General features: G+C 67.0%; 13 protein-coding genes. 10 read left to right on the top strand and 3 right to left on the bottom strand.

Annotated elements, in window-relative coordinates; all coding sequences use genetic code 11:
• Window positions 1-77 precede the first annotated feature (77 nt).
• The 5 genes from AB0F51_RS34320 to AB0F51_RS34300 all read left to right on the top strand — a co-directional run bounded on the left by AB0F51_RS34320 (window position 78) and on the right by AB0F51_RS34300 (window position 6,639).
• On the top strand, window positions 78-566 hold the full coding sequence (locus AB0F51_RS34320; RefSeq protein WP_360286812.1) for a GNAT family N-acetyltransferase: 489 nt from the start codon (window positions 78-80) through the stop codon (window positions 564-566).
• Entirely contained in the window at window positions 563-1,426 is an 864-nt protein-coding gene (locus AB0F51_RS34315; protein ID WP_360286809.1) for a 3-methyladenine DNA glycosylase, read from the top strand. Before AB0F51_RS34320 ends, AB0F51_RS34315 begins: the two co-directional genes overlap by 4 nt.
• 599 nt (window positions 1,427-2,025) lie before the next feature.
• Complete coding sequence (locus AB0F51_RS34310) at window positions 2,026-4,644, top strand: P-loop NTPase fold protein (RefSeq protein WP_360286806.1); 2,619 nt, start codon at window positions 2,026-2,028, stop codon at window positions 4,642-4,644.
• 55 nt (window positions 4,645-4,699) lie between these two features.
• Window positions 4,700-5,971 carry a Fic family protein gene (locus AB0F51_RS34305; RefSeq protein WP_360286803.1) on the top strand — a complete coding sequence of 424 codons (1,272 nt, stop codon included), beginning with the start codon at window positions 4,700-4,702 and terminating at the stop codon, window positions 5,969-5,971.
• A gap of 86 nt (window positions 5,972-6,057) precedes the next feature.
• Window positions 6,058-6,639 carry a DinB family protein gene (locus AB0F51_RS34300; protein WP_360286800.1) on the top strand — a complete coding sequence of 194 codons (582 nt, stop codon included), beginning with the start codon at window positions 6,058-6,060 and terminating at the stop codon, window positions 6,637-6,639.
• A 321-nt stretch (window positions 6,640-6,960) separates the two neighbouring features.
• Here AB0F51_RS34300 and AB0F51_RS34295 read toward each other — a convergent pair whose 3' ends face one another.
• Entirely contained in the window at window positions 6,961-7,521 is a 561-nt protein-coding gene (locus AB0F51_RS34295) for a CGNR zinc finger domain-containing protein (RefSeq protein ID WP_360286797.1), read from the bottom strand.
• A gap of 101 nt (window positions 7,522-7,622) precedes the next feature.
• Between AB0F51_RS34295 and AB0F51_RS34290 the strand changes: the two genes are divergently transcribed.
• From AB0F51_RS34290 to AB0F51_RS34270, 5 genes are all read left to right on the top strand, one after another.
• Complete coding sequence (locus AB0F51_RS34290) at window positions 7,623-8,795, top strand: epoxide hydrolase family protein (RefSeq protein WP_360286794.1); 1,173 nt, start codon at window positions 7,623-7,625, stop codon at window positions 8,793-8,795.
• A gap of 213 nt (window positions 8,796-9,008) precedes the next feature.
• Window positions 9,009-11,828, top strand: coding sequence for a ribonucleoside-diphosphate reductase subunit alpha (locus tag AB0F51_RS34285; RefSeq protein WP_360286791.1), 2,820 nt, complete (start codon window positions 9,009-9,011; stop codon window positions 11,826-11,828).
• Window positions 11,825-12,880 carry a ribonucleotide-diphosphate reductase subunit beta gene (locus AB0F51_RS34280; protein ID WP_360286788.1) on the top strand — a complete coding sequence of 352 codons (1,056 nt, stop codon included), beginning with the start codon at window positions 11,825-11,827 and terminating at the stop codon, window positions 12,878-12,880. The genes AB0F51_RS34285 and AB0F51_RS34280 overlap by 4 nt, the downstream gene beginning before the upstream one ends.
• A gap of 92 nt (window positions 12,881-12,972) precedes the next feature.
• Window positions 12,973-14,352, top strand: coding sequence for a hypothetical protein (locus AB0F51_RS34275; protein ID WP_360286785.1), 1,380 nt, complete (start codon window positions 12,973-12,975; stop codon window positions 14,350-14,352).
• 75 nt (window positions 14,353-14,427) lie between these two features.
• Window positions 14,428-15,513: an epoxide hydrolase family protein gene (locus tag AB0F51_RS34270; RefSeq protein ID WP_360286782.1), complete on the top strand. Its 1,086-nt coding sequence runs from the start codon at window positions 14,428-14,430 to the stop codon at window positions 15,511-15,513.
• A 33-nt stretch (window positions 15,514-15,546) separates the two neighbouring features.
• Here AB0F51_RS34270 and AB0F51_RS34265 read toward each other — a convergent pair whose 3' ends face one another.
• Window positions 15,547-15,855, bottom strand: coding sequence for a hypothetical protein (locus AB0F51_RS34265; RefSeq protein ID WP_360286780.1), 309 nt, complete (start codon window positions 15,853-15,855; stop codon window positions 15,547-15,549).
• Window positions 15,852-17,441: a citramalate synthase gene (gene cimA, locus AB0F51_RS34260; RefSeq protein ID WP_360286778.1), complete on the bottom strand. Its 1,590-nt coding sequence runs from the start codon at window positions 17,439-17,441 to the stop codon at window positions 15,852-15,854. Before cimA ends, AB0F51_RS34265 begins: the two co-directional genes overlap by 4 nt.
• Window positions 17,442-17,600 lie beyond the last annotated feature (159 nt).

The raw sequence follows: 17,600 nt of genomic DNA, 5'->3' as shown, positions 1-17,600 counted from the left end.
GTCAGGCCTTCGTGTGAGTGTGTTAGTGAGGCAGCGGCCCCGAGCCTACCGTCGCGCCGGGGTGAGACAGTTATCCGGTGACGACTGAGATCCGGCTGGCACGGCCCGCGGAGTACGACGAAGTGGGCGAGCTGACCGCCGAGGCCTACGCCGTGGACGGATTCATCCCCGCGGGCTCCGACTACGGACTGACCCTGCGCAACGCCGCGGACCGCGCCGCCAAGGCAGAGCTGTGGGTCGCCTCCGACGGCACGGATCTGTTGGGCACGGTGACGTTCTGTGTCCCCGGCTCGGTCTACGGCGAGCTCGGCCGTGACGGCGAAGGCGAGTTCCGCATGCTCGGCGTCTCCGCCAAGGCCCGCGGCCTCGGCATCGGTACTGCGCTGTCCCAGCACTGCATCGACCGCAGCCGTGAGTTGGGCTTTCACCGGGTGGTGCTGTCCAGCGCCACCTACATGACCACAGCCCACCGCATCTACGAGCGACTCGGCTTCACCCGCCTCCCCGAACGCGACTGGTCTCCCCGCCCCGGTGTCGACCTGTACGCCTTCTCCCTGGACCTGTGAGCACTGTCCTCGAGCCCGCCGAGTGGGAGCCGTTGCAGGCGGCCCATGTCCAGCGGGTCGACGCACTGCTGGCAGGTCATCTGGATCGCCGCCGGCGCGGCGAGAAGCACCCGGTCGAGGACTTCCTCTTCACCTACTACCCGACGCGCCCCAAGCAGCTCCGCCTCTGGCACCCCGGACCGGGCATCAGCCTGCGCGGCGCAACGCAGTACGAGGGAAAACGCGGCTACCTGTACTCCGAAGGCGCCGCGCGGCTGGATCCGGCGGAGATCTCGCGCCGGGCCGACAGCATCGGGTGGATCAGGAAGTTGCTCTCAGCAACGGCCGACCGCCAGCCCCAGTTCGGCTGCTTCGGCCTGCACGAGTGGGCGATGGTCTACCGCACCGAGGAGGTCCGCCACGATGCGTGGCCACTCCGCCTGGGTTCCGAGGGCACCGACCGAGTGGTCGAGTCCCACAAGATCGCCTGCTCCCACTTCGACGCCTTCCGCTTCTTCACCCAGCCGGCCCGCCCACTCAACGTCCTGCAACCCACCCGCGAGGCCCAACCCCACCTGGAACAAGGCGGCTGCCTCCACGCCAACATGGACCTCTACAAATGGTCCACCAAACTCATGCCCTTCGCCCCCAGCTCCCTACTCCTCGACTCCTTCGAACTAGCCCGAGACATCCGCACCCTCGACATGCGCGCCTCCCCCTACGACCTCACCCACCTCGGCTACGACCCCATCCCCATCGAAACCCCAGCCGGCAAGTCCCACTACGCAACATCCCAACGCACCTTCGCCGACCGAGCCCGCCCGCTCCGCCTTCAACTGATCGAACTCTGCGACAAGCTGGTTCCCGGGCAGACTGGCTGAGTAGCTGCCACCATCGGAGGATGTCCCAGCCCTTCCCCCCGCCGTCACCTGGCCGTCCGCAGCGAATACCTCGTCTGATCGAGCGGGCAGTTTCGTTGCCCCGGCCTTCCGCGGAGCCGACAACCTGGGGCGAGTGGCACCCCGACGGCGATCCGATTCTCCTCGCCGGGACCGCGGCCGGAGAGGTGTTGTCACACTCTTTCAAGACGGACCCAGGCCGCCAGTGGGTCGACACCCGAACGGGAGCACACACGCTACCTCCCCGTGCTTCTCGGGGACGACCTCCAGGTGATTCTCGGGGACGCGCGTGGGGCAGGTGGGGGCGACTGTACGGCCGGCCGACTGCCGCCGTCGGAGGCACCGGACTCGGTGTCACTCTGTGGGCGCCGTCGGAAAGCGGCCCCACTTTCCTCGATACGGTCGGCAACATCCGCAATTCCCCCTGGGCGACCTGGGGTGTTCTGGGCGATGCAACAGTTCTGGCGGTCGGCACGACCCACGGGTGGGTACAGCTGTGGAACCTGACAAACGCAGAGGACCTAGGGGCGATCCAGGTCAATGAGCGTCAAAAACCCGTCGGTTGGGGTGCGTGGCACGAAGTGGACGGCGCACCGATCCTCGCGACCGGAGGCCTTCGGACTCAGGTCTGGCCTGCCCGAATACTGCAGGACCCCGCCAACGCAGCTGCCAGCGGCACAGTACCGACCACTCTGCTGGACGCGCGAAGCGAATGGGGCACCTGGCAGGACATTGAAGGAACGACCTTCCTGGCCACCGGTGACTCCGAGGGTGTGATCCGGTTCCACAACTATCGAACAGGTGAGGTCTCCAGCTATCAGCATCAGGACTTCCCCTCTGGGGATCGGAGCTGGAACAGCTGGGGGATGTGGCATCTGTACGACGGCCAGCCACTACTGGTGACCGGTAACACCGAGGGCACAGTCCTGTTTCTCAACGTCGACCGGACGTCGGTACACCAGCTCAGTCTGGGCGGTCCTGTCGTCTGGGGGGCGTGGGGTCGACTGGATGGACACCCAGTGCTCGCCGCCGGGAACGACGAAGGCGTGATCCGGCTGTGGGATCTGGTCTGGGAATCAGCAGTACCGCGGGTGCCGCGGTACCGATCTGACACCGGCAGCACGACTGACTTGCTAGGCAGGCGGAGCGACGCGGCGGCCCTGGCCGACGTGGTGACAGCACGTTCTGCGCGTCCGCCCCTGGCAGTGGGACTCTTCGGGCAGTGGGGTGATGGGAAGAGCACGTTCCTGGAGATGCTGCAGGAAGAGGTGACTGAACGCGCCCGCGCCGCCGGCCCGAACGATCCGATCGCCCACGGTCACGTTCGGCAGGTGCGGTTCAACGCGTGGCACTACGCCGAGGCCGACCTCTGGGCGAGCCTGGTCGCCGAGTTGTTCGCCCAGTTGAGCGAAGACGATGCCGACCCGACCCGGGAACAACGCCAGCGCTCCCGCCTGGCGAGTGAGTTGGTGCAGGCGCGCGGCCTCCGTGAACAACTCGCCGCCGCGGAGGACCGGCTGGCCGAGTTGCGTCGCGCCGATCTGGGCAAACTGTCCGCCTGGGCCGCCCTGACACCCTCCACGAGGCAGCGCCTGCAGGACGTCCTCGGCCAGGACGCCGAGAAGATCTACCAGGAAGCCGCGACCACCTCGTCGGTCGGCCGACGGACTTTGCGCGCCCTGGCCAGGCTACCCAGGGCAATTTCCTGGCGCGGCTGGCTCGCGGGCGCCGTGGGAGTGGCCGGAACCGCCACGCTCGTGCTCTGGGGACCCGACCTGGCCCGCTGGTTCGCCGCGCTGCCTGCCGTGGCAGGAGCCGCCGTCGTGATCGGTGCCGCCGTGCGCGGCTGGGAGCGGACCCAACCTGCCCGCGAGGCGATCGGCGCGGGCTGGCAGACAATCAAGCGGATCCGTGACGAACAGAAGCAACGGCTGGAGACCGCGGAAGCCGTCGCCGCGGCCGAGGTCGACGAGTTGCGTCAGCGCATCCAGAACCTCACCTCCGCTGGGCAGCTCGCGGGCGTGGTCCAGGAACGAGCGGGAGCGGCGTCGTACCGGGAACGACTCGGGTTGATGACTCAGATCCGGCAGGACTTCGAGCGGATGGCCGAACTGCTCCGCCCGGACGAGGTTTCGCAGTACGACGTACCGGTGCACGATGCAGCCGGAGACGAACTGCCGACGATCGACCGAATCGTCATCTATATCGACGATCTCGATCGGTGTCCGCCCGATCGCGTCATCGATGTGCTGGAGGCAGTACATCTGCTGCTGGCGGTCCGGCTGTTCGTCGTCGTGGTCGCCGTCGATCCACGGTGGCTGCTGCGATCACTCACGAGCCACTACCGCGAACTCTTCGAAGAGGCCGACGACGAACTCCGGACCTCCACGCCCGCGCAGTACCTGGAGAAGATCTTCCAGATCGTGCTGACGCTGCCGCCGATGGAGCAGACCGGCTACCAGCGGATGATCGACGACCTCGTCGGGCTCCGTTCGGACGCGAACGTGAGCGTCGCAGCCGCAGCCGGAGGCGCTGGTTCGGAAACTGGCCCAGGCGCCGCGGTCGACCAGACGCTTGCTCTGGGCAAACAGGAGCCGGCCGTCGGTGTCGCAGCAAGGGCTGGTCAGATCGAGGAGGCTGGAAGGGAGTCGCAGGGGCGGAAGCCGATCGATCTGAGTTCCAGGATCGTGGAGCGGGTGGATCCACTGGCCCTCACACCGGACGAGTACAAGCTGATCAACCTGCTCGGCCCGCCACTCGTCACCGGGCCACGCTCGGTGAAGCGCCTTGCCAACAGCTATGGCCTCCTGATCGCGACGCGTTCGTCAGCCGGGGGTGAGCGGCCTGACCTCGAGCCGGTAGAAGACCTGGGCGGCTCGGTCGCGCTGCCCTATCGAGCCGGAATGGTTCTCCTGGCCGCTGTCATCGGCTTCCCGATGCTCGGCCCCGAGTTCTTTCCCGACCTCTATCGAACGGCCCACGACCACCCGCGGCTCCCTTGGCGCGACTACCTGGCAGAGAACCGCCCGGGAACAACCCCCGAGTTCCTGCACGCCCTCGACCGGGTCGGCAGCCGGGCGGACTTGGCGGATCTACCGCTACCGCGGCGCCTGTCGATCTGGGCCGACTGGGTCATCCCGGTCGGGCGCCTCTCCTTTCCAACCGGAAGCGCTGTTACCCGTCTGATGACTCAGGAATGAACCCGGACCTATCTCAGCTCTTGTTCAAGGTTGTCGCATAAGCTTGAATAAGAAGATGGCGCGGGTGGAGTTGCATCGGTGGCCGGGGGATCCGGATGGGTTCACTCGGGCTGAGCGGCTGGGTGGGTCGTATGAGTTGTATTTTCCGGACCCGCTTGTTGGGCGGGAGTTTGATCTCGGCGAAGAGGTGTTGGCCGCGCTGGAGGATGCGGCCGGGGATCTTGCGCGGCTGGATGCGACGGCCGCAGTACTGACGAACAGTGAGGCGTTGGCTCGGTTGTTGTTGCGGGCCGAGGCGGTGGGGTCGTCGCAGATCGAGGGGTTGGTGGTGGGGGCCCGGCGGTTGCTGAAGGCTGAGGCGTTGCGGGAGAACGCTCGCCATCATGATGTGACGGCCGAGGAGGTGCTCGGCGCGGTCGATGCGATGGTGTGGGTGACCGAATCGGTGCAGGCCGGGGACAAGCTCGAGGTCGAGCATCTGCTGGAGGCGCACCGGCGACTGATGGCGCATTCGCCGAATCCCGAGTTCGGCGGCGAGGTGCGGTATCTGCAGAACTGGATCGGCGGGCGCTCCCCCGCCGAGGCATACTACGTGCCACCGCCGGCCCAACTGGTGCCGGAGCTACTCGAAGACCTGATGACCTTCGTGCGGGAGTCGCGGCTGCCCGTGCTGGCCAAGACCGGGATCGCGCATGCGCAGTTCGAGACGATCCACCCCTTTGCCGACGGCAACGGCCGCACCGGCCGCGCCCTGATCCACCTGGTACTCCGCGCCGAAGGGCTGGTCACGCGAAGTGTGCCACCGGTCTCCTTGTCGCTGGCCACCCACGCAACGCAGTACGTCGAAGCGCTGACCGCCTTCCGGCACACCGGCAAGCCGACGAACGCGCGCGCTCGCAGTGCGGCGAACGAATGGCTGCTCATGTTCGCGACGGCATGCAGCCACGCGACGGCCGAGGCCGCGCGATTCGAGCAGACCGCCGCGGACCTCAAGGCCGCCTGGCGTGAGCGAGCCGCGCCGGTGCGCGCCGGGTCTGCGGTCGACCTCCTGATCGAGACCCTGCCCGCTGCGCCGGTACTCACTCTCGGAGCGGCAGCCGAACTCATCGGCAGATCACAGCAGGCAGCCAACCAGGCCCTCACCCGCCTGACCGAGGCCGCCGTCCTCCGCGAGCTCACCGATGGCCGCCGCAACCGCGTCTACGAAGCTCCTGAACTGATCGATGCCTTCACCCTCCTCGAACGCCGATTCGCCAGTCCGGCGGCCGACACCCGGATCGCACCGCCTAGCAGACCTGTTCCTTCCGTGCCGGGACCGACACGCTGAGCTGATTGACTTTCCTCGCTTCCTCGATGAACAATTCGAACATACGTTCGAGAGCTGGACCAAATCGGGGAGTGTGAGGACTTGTGATGCCGCAGCCGTTCGACTGGGAGATCCTGCAGCGGCCGTCCGCGATGGCGATGGTGCGGGGGCAGCTCGGCTTCAGCTGGATGGTGCTGTCGGGGCGTCTCGCGACACTGACGGACGAGCAGTACTTCTGGCGGCCGAGCAGCGAGGCACTGACCGTGGTGCGGCGGCAGTACGCGGGGCGGTTCAGGTCGCTGGGGTCCGGCGAATGGGTGGCGCAGTGGCCGGACGAGCCCGATCATCGCGGGCCACGGACGATCGCCTGGCTGATCGCGCATCTCACCGAGACGTTCTTCGAGCGCTGGGAGTGGACCTTCGGCGCCAGCAAACAAGGCCGCGCCGACATCACCCTGCACGGCAACGCCCAGGACGCGGTCGCCTGGCTGGCGCACTGGGTCGAGGCCTGGCGCGATTCGATCGCCGAACTCGACGAAGAAGAGGCGATGACCGTAGGCCTCAGCCAGGCCACCGAACTGGACGCCGCCGAACCCTTCGGCCACGTGGTCCTCCGCCTCAACCGAGAACTCATCCACCACGGCTCAGAAATCATGACCCTCCAAGACCTCCACGCCCTAGCCGCCTGACCGCACTGCCCGCCCGCACAACCCGACCAGCGCACCAGCCGACCTCCCCCCAATCGCCTGGCCGTCGAGGCAAGCCTCCATCCACCGCTCAGGAGAGCACCCTCGGCGGCCAGGCCCTCAATACACGAACCGGCTCACGACGCCTGCTCCGCTGCCCTACGCCGGCTGCATCGCCTGTTGAAGAGGGGCATCGGTGGGTGCCATGGGCAGGTGAAGGCGAAATCCCGCCAGGTCGCGCGCCAACTGGAACGCATGGGCCGACTCGCGACGCCCGCTCCGCTGCGCCGGCTGCATCGCCCGTTGTAGCGAGACTGCGGTTGGTCAGGGGTTTTTGGGGTGGTTGGCGTTGTAGCGGGCTTTCTTTTGGCGGTTGCCGCAGGTGTTCATGTCGCACCATTTGCGGGTGCGGCTTTGGCTGGTGTCGAGGAAGGCGGCTTGGCAGGTGGGCGAGGCGCACAGGGCCAGTCGTCCGTCTCGGTCGCCGGCGATGATGCTGATCGCGTCGGCGGCGATCACGCTGAGGGCATCTTCGACAGAGCCCGAGCTGAGTTGCCATCGCCGACTCCCCTCGGGCGTCAGGACAGCCGCGGCCCGCCCCTGAATGCTGCAGTCGTTGAGGACTCGGACAGCACCCACAGGAAGAGCACCTTGTACTGCGGCCGCCGTCGCGGCAGCGTGAATTGACTCCCTCAGTTCCCGAGCCAGGTCGAGGTGGGCGCTCGTACAGGAGTCGACAGCGAGGCCGTTCACCGCCAGCCAGTCGACGAGTCGCTCCGGCGTGGGGATGCGCTCCACAGCGTTGCCATGACGCTCCGACAAAGTCCCCGTGAAGCTGGTGGCCAGCACGGTACCGAGGCGGAAGTCAGGAAACCCAGCAGGCATGGAACCACCTTAGCCGGTTGCAGCACCGCTGCGAGGCATGTTAGAACCGTCTTAGCCGGTTCACGAGAACAACAGCCGATCTACGACGGCCAGGAGGTCTCATGCCCAGCCCAAGCAGCGCCGTACAAGCATTCGAAGCCCGCGCAACGGACGCCGAACTCGACGATCTAAGAACGCGATTGGCCGCGGCGCGCCTACCGGAGCCCGAGACGGTCCGTCGCGACGCGCCTGGCCCCAGCCGATGGGATCAGGGCGTCCCGCTCGCCGACCTCGTCGATCTCGTGAACTACTGGCGCACCGACTACGACTGGCGCTCGTTCGAAGCGCGCCTGCACCAGATCGGCCAGTTCCGCACGACCATCGACGATCTGGGCATCCACTTCCTGCACCGCCGATCAGCGCGCGCAGATGCGACTCCACTGGTCTTGACGCACGGCTGGCCAGGCAGCATCGCCGAGTTCATCGACGGAGTGGACGAACTGGCAGATCCCAAAGACGCGGGCGCGCCGGCGTTCCATGTCGTGGTCCCGTCATTGCCAGGGTTCGGCTACAGCGACAAGCCGACCACCACAGGCTGGGGTACCGAAAAGATCGCAGCCGCCTGGGTGGAATTGATGGGAAGACTCGGCTACACCAAGTTCGTAGCCCACGGCGGCGACTGGGGAGGTGTGGTCACCACCACCCTCGGCGGCAGATTCCCGGAGCACGTCCTGGGCATCCACACAACGCTCGCGCAGCCGCCGCCCGGATTGACGACGGACGGCCTCACAACGGTCGAACGCAAGTGGGTCGAGGAAACCCGCGACTTCACGCACAACCGCTCGGCGTACGCGAAGCAGCAGGCGACCCGTCCGCAGACCGTTGGCTACGCGCTGGTCGACTCACCGGTCGGCCTGCTGGCTTGGATTCTCGACAAGTTCGCCGAGTGGACAGACACCGAAGACAGCCCGTTCGAGACGCTTTCCAGAGACAGGGTCCTCGACGACGTCACCCTGTACTGGCTAACGCGAACCGGCGCCTCGTCGGCCCGCATCTACACCGAAAGCCTTGCGTTGCTCGACCCAGAGCTTCGCGTCGACGTCCCGGCGGCGATCACCATCTATCCCCGCGACATCGAAAAGTGCCCACGCCTGTGGGCCGAGCAGCGATACCGCCAGATCGTCCGCTGGAGGTCACCCGCGTCCGGCGGACACTTCCCCTCCCTGGAGGTCCCCGGCTACTTCGTCAAGGACCTGCAAGCAGGCCTAGCCGCAATCCTGGCCGCCAACCGCTGACCGGGGCCGGCGCCGGCGCCAGGGCCGGGGCCGGGCCGGGGTCGGGCCGGGGTCGGGACCGCCGAGAATCTCGACCACAAGATGTGCGACACGCGGCGCGTCTTGCCACTACATGTAGGGGTCGGCGATTTAGAGTCACTACCGCTAGTGGTTCCGACCGATCTGCACCACAACATGTAGATCGGCGCCCCAAAGACCGTGGAGAGAGCGCTTGTGACCATCGTTTCGTCAGATCAGCCGACGGCAACCGACTCGGCCCGGCCGATCCATCTCACCGTCGTGCGGCGCGACGGCAGTAGTACCGCCTTCGACTCGACCAAGATTTCCGTCGCGCTCAGCAAGGCCTTCCTCGCCGTCGAGGGAGCCGAGGCGGGTGCCAGCCATCGCGTGCGGGATGTCGTCGCCGACCTCACCCACCGCGTCATCGATGCCCTGACCAGTCGTGGCGATGCCCGTCGCAGCGTCCACGTCGAGGACATCCAGGATCAGGTCGAGCTCGCGCTGATGCGCGCGGGCGAGCACCAGGTCGCCCGCGCCTATGTCCTGTACCGCGAAGAGCGCACCAAAGCCCGCACCCCCGACACCGCGGCCGAGGTCAGCTCAAGCAAAACAATCAACGTACGCGCAGCAGACGGCACAAAAGCCCCTCTCGACGTCGAGCGACTTCGCCTGATCGTCGCCGAAGCAGCAGCCGGTCTCGAAGCAGTCGACGCCGAACTGATCCTCAACGAAACTCTTGGCTCCTGCTACGACGGGATGGCTCAGCACGAGGTCGAGCTCGCCCTGGTGATGGCCGCTCGCGGCTTCGTCGAGACAGAGCCGCAGTACAGCTTCGCGGCCAGCCGTTTGCTGCTCGACCAGATCCGGCGCGAGACGCTTGGCCGCGTCCACGGTGAGCCGCGTCAGGCGAGCCAGGCCGACATGGCCACGGCGTACGTCGACTACTTCCCGCGCTACCTCGAGGTCGGGATCGAGGCCGGTCTGCTCGACCCTGAGCTGGCCACCTTCGACCTCGCCAGGCTGGCCGCGGCGATCAAGCCGGAGCGCGATCTGGACTTCGCGTTCCTCGGCCTGCAGACGCTCTACGACCGCTACCTGCTGCACATCGACAAGACCCGGTTCGAGCTGCCGCAGGCGTTCTTCCTCCGCGTCGCGATGGGCATCGCGCTCAAGGAGGAGAACCGCGAGGAGCGCGCGATCGAGTTCTACGAGCTGCTCAGCTCGTTCCGTTTCATGTCCTCGACACCCACACTCTTCAACTCCGGTACTACGCGCCCGCAGCTCTCTTCTTGCTTCCTCACCACGGTCGACGACGACCTGGCCGGCATCTTCGCGCGCATCCGCAACAACGCCCTGCTGGCCAAGTACTCCGGCGGTCTCGGCAACGACTGGACCCCCGTCCGCGGCATCGGCGCGAAGATCCGCGGCACCAACGGCGAGTCGCAGGGCGTCGTACCGTTCCTCAAGATCGCCAACGACACCGCTGTCGCCGTCAACCAGGGCGGCAAGCGCAAGGGCGCGGTCTGCGCGTACCTCGAGACGTGGCATCTCGACATCGAAGAGTTCCTCGACCTCCGCAAGAACACCGGCGACGAGCGACGCCGCACCCACGACATGAACACCGCCAACTGGGTGCCCGACCTGTTCCTCCAGCGGGTCGAGGCCGGCGGCGACTGGACGCTGTTCTCGCCTGACGAGGTCCCGGACCTGCACAACCTGTACGGCGCTGCCTTCCAGACGGCGTACGAGAACTACGAGAAGGCTGCCGACCGAGGCGAGATCCGGGTGTTCCGCCGGGTCAAGGCGGTCGACCTGTGGCGCCGGATGCTGACCGTGCTGTTCGAGACCGGTCACCCGTGGATCACGTTCAAGGACGCGTGCAACCTCAGGTCGCCACAGCAGCATGACGGCGTCGTCCACTCCTCCAACCTGTGCACCGAGATCACGCTGAACACGACGGTCGACGAGACGGCGGTCTGCAACCTCGGCTCGGTCAACCTGGTCGCCCACCTCACCGAGACGGGTCTCGACGCCGACCTGCTCGAGAACACCGTGAAGACCGCCGTCCGGATGCTCGACAACGTGATCGACGTGAACCTCTACACCACGCCGGAGTCGGAGCGCGCGAACCAGCGGCACCGCCCGGTCGGCCTCGGCCTGATGGGCTTCGCGGACGCGCTCTTCGCGCTCCGGATCCGCTACGCCTCCGACGCCGCCGTCGACTTCGCCGACAGCTCGATGGAGCAGATCAGCTACCACGCAATCGCGGCGTCGAGCGACCTGGCGGCCGAGCGCGGCCGGTACCAGACGTACGACGGATCGCTGTGGAGCCGGGGCATCCTCCCGATCGACTCGATCGAGTTGCTCCGCGAGGCACGCAACGGCGACCTCACCGTCGACACCAGCCGGCAACTCGACTGGGACAAACTGCGCGAGAAGGTACTGCGCGACGGCATGCGCAACTCCAACGTGCTCGCCATCGCCCCGACCGCGACGATCTCCAACATCTGCGGGGTCAGCCAGTCGATCGAGCCGATCTACCGCAACCTGTTCGTGAAGTCGAACATGTCCGGCGAGTTCACCGTCGCCAACCCGTACCTGGTCGCCGACCTCAAGGCGCGCGGACTGTGGGACCAGGTGATGGTCTCGGATCTCAAGTACCACGACGGCGTCCTGTCCCAGATCGACCGCATCCCACCCGACCTGCGCGAGCTGTACGCGACCGCCTTCGAGCTCGACCCGCTCTGGTTGGTCAAGGCCGCATCGCGCCGGCAGAAGTGGCTCGACCAGGCGCAGTCGCTCAACCTCTACATGTCGGCTCCGTCGGGCAAGGCGCTCGACGAGCTCTACCGTTCGGCCTGGCGGTACGGGTTGAAGACGACGTACTACCTGCGATCCCAGTCGGCCACGCATGTCGAGAAGTCCACCCTGCAAGGAACGGACGGCCGGCTCAACGCAGTACCGGTTGCTCTGCCGGAGCCCACTGGTGCTGCTTGTTCCATCGAGGATCCGGATTGCGAGGCCTGCCAGTGACCACCACAGGGCTGGGCGAAATCGCCCTCGGAGCGGCTCGCGTCGAGGTTGCCGACAAGGCGATGATCAACGCGCGGGCGGATGTGAACCAGTTGCTGCCACTGAAATACCAGTGGGCCTGGGACAAATACCTTGCCGCCTGCAACAACCACTGGATGCCGACCGAGGTCTCGATGCAGGCCGACATCTCGCTGTGGAAGAGCAAGGACGGCCTGACCGACGACGAACGGCTGATGCTGAAGCGCAACCTCGGCTTCTTCGCCACCGCCGAGTCGCTGGTCGCGAACAACATCGTGCTCGCGGTCTATCGCCACCTCACCAATCCCGAGTGCCGGCAGTACCTGCTGCGCCAGGCGTTCGAGGAGGCCGTCCACACGCACACCTTCCAGTACATCTGTACGTCGCTCGGCCTGGACGAGGGCGAGCTGTTCAACATGTACCGCGAGGTGCCGTCGATCTCGGACAAGGACGCCTGGGCGCTGAAGTACACCCAGCATCTGGAGGGCCCGGACTTCCGGACCGGTACGCCGGAGTCGGACACCGACTTCCTGCGCGACCTGATCGCGTTCTACGTGGTCTTCGAGGGGATGTGGTTCTACACCGGCTTTGCGCAGGTCTTGTCGCTCGGCCGGCGCAACAAGATGGTCGGGATCGCCGAGCAGTACCAGTACATCCTGCGCGACGAGTCGATCCACCTGAACTTCGGTATCGACTGCATCAACCAGATCAAGCTGGAGAACCCGCACCTGTGGACCGAACGGTTCCAGGCCGAGGTGCGGCAGATGCTGACCGAAGCCTGTGAGCTGGAGGTCGCCTACGGCCGCGCGACGCTGCCGAACGGCATGCTCGGCCTGACCGCGGACCTGTGCGAGCAGTACATGCACTTCGTCACCGACCGGCGAGCCGAGCAGATCGGCCTCCAGCCGATCTTCGGCGAGACGCGCAACCCGTTCGGCTGGATGTCGGAGGTGATGGACCTGAAGAAGGAGAAGAACTTCTTCGAGACCCGGGTGATCGAGTACCAGTCGGGCGGCGGCCTGAGCTGGGACTGAACGGGAGCGTCCGGGGTACGGCCCGCCGCCGTTCCCCGGACCTCCGGTTTGGCATGCTTGCGGTTCACCCACCGCCCCCAGCGAGGATCCCGATGCCCAAGAGAACCGCGGCATTCGCCGTTCTTGCGGTCGCAGTTGTCGCCGCAGCCCTGACCATCGCCTTCGACTGGGGCCGGTACGCGTGGATCGCCGCCCTGGTGATCGCAGCGGTCGCGCTGACCGTTGCCTCGTTGCGGTCCAGCCCGGTACTACGAACCGCCGCGGTGGTTGCTGCCGTCGCCATCATCGCGGCCGGCGTCCTCGTGGTCCGCATCCCGCCGCTCACATCAGCCGGCTGGGAGGTCGGCGAGGACACCTCGCTGATCGCGGCCAACGACAAGCTCGCGGTCACGCTGGACCAGCAGACTCACGCGGTGCAAGGCCGCACGATCACTGATGGTGACGTGGTCTGGAAGAACGGTTTCGGCAGCTCGGGCACGGTCCGGTCGCAACAGCTGGGAGGGGATTCCGTCCTTCTCTACGGCGACAGCGGCAGCTCGCAGCGGGCCAACCAGGCGGGCGTCATCTCGATTGCCGACGGCAAGAGCCGCTGGAACCAGGACGTCGGACAGCAGGAACCCTTCACCACCAACGGCGACATCGTCGTGTTCAGCAGCAACGAGACGACGACCGGCATCGAGGTCAAGACCGGCAAGAAGGTGTGGACGCACGTCGGCGAGGCGAACGCGGGGTCGGGCGGGCAAAACTCCTACAACTCAAGGCGTTGGGTACCCCGGTCCGACTGGGTGGTCATCCGCGGCGGCGCCCGGACCGCGCCGGCCACCGTGCTCGACGTACAGACCGGCCGGGTGGCCGCGACACTGCGGGCCACGGGCAACGACTTCGTTGTCGCGGGCAAGAGCTTCATCGATTTCGGCTACGTCAAGGACGGACGCCGGCTGGCCAAGGGCACTCCGCTTGCGGGCGGTCGGCCCTGGCAGGCCGAGTTCGAACGCTCCAACGGCCTGGAGGTACTGGAGGCCGTCGACGGCAAAGCGCGGGCGCTGTACGACAGGCAGGCCGTCTTCGTCGAGCCGGAGACCGGCGAGGTGCGCGAGGTGCCACTCGTCGACCGCTGGTCCGTGAACTGGTACGACGGCCGCGTCGGCGGACGCTACGTCGCGGTCGAGCAGCGCGATCATGACCGCAAGGTCGAGGCCTGGGCAGTGGCCGACACCGTCACCGGCAAGCTGGTCGATCTGAAGGGACGCGGCCAGACGGTCGAGTTGACCATCGCGCAGTACTCCGGCGACACGGCGATCTCCTGCACCACGGTGATCGACGCGGTAGGGGCCGAGAGCAACCGCTACACCTGGATCACCGACGGCACCGATCACGGCGAACTCACCATCTCCGACGCCAACCAACTGGTCGAATTCGCCGGCACCGCAGCCCAGCTGGGCAACCGCATCGCCGTACTCCGGGACAACTAGCCAGCTTCCGAACTTATTGTTGGCGCGACCAACGACTCTCGTCTATTGTTGGTCGCACCAACGATAGGAGCTGTCATGATCGAGCCGTTCACCATCGACGTTCCGCAGGCCGACCTCGACGACCTGACCGATCGCCTTGCCCGGACGCGCTGGCCGGACGAGTTGCCCGGGGTCGGCTGGGACTACGGCATCCCGCTCGCCCGGGTCAAGGAGCTTGCCGAGTACTGGCGCACGACGTACGAATGGCGCAAGCAGGAAGCCCGGCTGAACGAGCTACCGCAGTACACGACCGAGATCGACGGGCAGCGGGTTCACTTCGTGCATGTCCGGTCAGCTCGCGAGGACGCACTGCCGCTGATCCTGAGCCACGGCTGGCCGGGGTCGTACCTGGAGTTCCTCGACGTGATCGAGCCATTGTCGGCCGAGTTCCACCTGGTGATCCCGTCGATCCCGGGCTTCGGCTTCTCCGGGCCGACACACGAGACGGGCTGGGGTGTCGGCCGGGTCGCCCGGGCCTGGGCCGTGCTGATGGAGCGACTCGGCTACGACCGGTACGGCGCGCACGGCGGCGACTTCGGGTCGGGGATCTCCCGCGCGCTGGCCGTCGCGGCACCGGAGAGCGTGGTCGGGGCGCACGTGACCTATCTGCCCGGCCCGCCACCGCCGGGCGTCACGTTCGAGCTCGACGAGGAGGACACCCGGCGACTGGCCCGGATCAAGGAGCTGATCGCCAACCGTCCGGCGTACCAGGCTCTGCAGGCGACGCGACCGCAGACGATCGCGTACGCGCTGACCGACTCCCCCGTCGGCCAGCTCGCCTGGATCGCGGAGAAGTTCACCGAGTGGACGGACCCGGAATCGGACATCTCGATCGACCATCTGCTGACGACCGTCTCGCTCTACTGGTTGACCGCCACCGCGGGGTCGGCGGCCCGGCTGACCAAGGAGACCGCCGGCGGCGCCTCACCGGTCTGTGCGGCACCCCTCGGCATCGTCGTCCTGCCGCACGACATCACCAAGGCCGTCCGGGCTCACACCGAGTATGTGCACAACGTGGTCCGATGGACCGAGTTCGAGCACGGCGGCCACTTCTCCGCACTCGAGGTCCCCCAAGCCCTGGCCGCCGACATCACCGCCTTCTTCCGCCAACTCGAGAGCTAGATGCGGCTGCGCAGGCCGGTGAGGCCCGCGACTTCAGCTGGACAGCTGCCCTGGCACTGGACCTCGAGCGGAGCTGACCTCGAGCACCCCGATGATCTTGTCGAGGCGGGCGGCGACCCGGCCGGCGTCGAAGCCGTTGCCTTCGACAACGATGCGGAGGGTGCCGGTGTCCAGGCAGAGGGTGAGCTCGCGGACGTCGTAGGGGTTGAGCTGGACGGCGATCCGGGCCAGCAGGCCGCGGGTCTCCACCACCTGGGCGGTGAAGACGGTCTGGATCCGCTCCGGTACGACGTACGTGGGATCGGGTGCCGTGCGGGGCGCGAGGGTTGCCAGGGCTGTCATCGGACGACCTCCTTGTGGCGAAGCAGGCCGTAGGTGACGCCGTCCACCAGCGCCTCCCAGGATGCCTCGACGATGTTGTGACCGACGCCGACGGTGAGCCACGAGCCCTCGCCGTCGGTGGTCTCGATCAGGACCCTGATCACCGCGTCGGTGCCATGGCCCTGGTCGAGGATGCGGACCTTGTAGTCGACCAGCTCGAACTTCTTCACCACCGGGTAGGCGCGCTCGATCGCGGTCCGCAGCGCGTGGTCGAGCGCGTTCACCGGGCCGTTGCCCTCACCGGTGACGATCTCGCGGTCGCCACCCGCGACGAGCTTCACGGTCGCCTCGGAGACCGCCTCGGCGTCGGCCCGCGACTCGGTGATCACTCGCCACGACTCGACATCGAAGAAGCTCACCCGGCGCCCGTCGACCTCCTCGGTCAGCAGCAGCTCGAAGGACGCGTCCGCCGCCTCGAAGGTGTAGCCGCGGGACTCCATCTCCTTGACCCGGTCGGTGACCCGGCTGACCAGGTCGCGGTTGTTGCCGAGGTCGAAGCCGAGCTCGCGGCCCTTCAGCTCGACGCTGGCCCGGCCGGCCATCTCCGAGACAAGCATCCTCATGTCGTTGCCCACCAAGGCTGGATCCGTGTGCTGGTAGAGATCGGGATCCACCTTGATGGCACTGGCGTGCAGTCCCGCCTTGTGGGCGAAAGCAGACACACCGACGTACGGCTGCCGGGTCGACGGCGGCACGTTCGTCACTTCGGCGATCGCGTGAGCGATCCGGTACGACTCGGCCAGCCGGCCGGGCGGGAGCAGTCGCATCCCCCGCTTGAGTTCGAGGTTGGCCACGACCGCGAGCAGATCGGCGTTGCCGGTGCGTTCGCCGTACCCGTTGATCGTGCCCTGGACGTGGGAGCAACCGGCCTCGACGGCGGCGATCGAGTTCGCCACCGCGCAGCCGCCGTCGTTGTGGGCGTGGATGCCGAGCCGCGCGCCGGTCGTCTCCAGGACGTCGCGGACGATGTCCTGCAGCTCGCGGGGCAGCGTGCCGCCGTTGGTGTCGCAGAGCGCGACCACATCCGCGCCGGCCTCGGCGGAGACCCGTACGACCTCCAGCGCATAAGCGCGGTTGGAGCGGTAGCCGTCGAAGAAGTGCTCGGTGTCGAGGAAGACCCGCAAGCCGTGCTCGCGGAGGTGCTTGACGGTGTCGGCGACCATCCGCAGGTTCTCGTCCAGCGTGGTCCGCAGCGCCCGCTCGACGTGCGCATCGTGGCTCTTGGCAACCAACGTGACGACTCCGGCGCCCGAGTCGCGCAGCGCGGCGACCTGCTGGTCGTCGGCGGCCGGCGTACCGGGCTTGCAGGTCGCGCCGAACGCGGCGAAGGTCGCGTGCCGCAGGGTCAGTTCCGTTCGCGCACGCTGGAAGAACTCGGTGTCCTTGGGCACCGCGCCCGGCCAGCCGCCCTCGATGAAGCTCACACCCAGGTCGTCGAGGTGGTGGGCGATGGCGATCTTGTCGGCCACGGACAACGCCAGACCCTCCTGCTGCGCGCCGTCGCGCAGAGTGGTGTCGTAGACGTGGAACTCGTCGCTAGTGCTCACGAAATCGCCTTCCGAGGTACGGGCTTCAGGCAAACAAAAAACCTCCCGCAAAGTGCGAGAGGTCTGCGCGCTCAGGTACTGCCGGCTGAGCGCGCCTAGTTGATAATGATCTGGTAGCTCTTCATGACATTTCGCAGTCTGCCACACGATCTCGGCGGC

The sequence above is a fragment of the Kribbella sp. NPDC023855 genome (assembly GCF_040639475.1).
GTDB lineage: Bacteria > Actinomycetota > Actinomycetes > Propionibacteriales > Kribbellaceae > Kribbella.
Note: the sequence above shows the minus strand (reverse complement) of the source record. Positions and strands in the feature narration are given on the sequence as shown.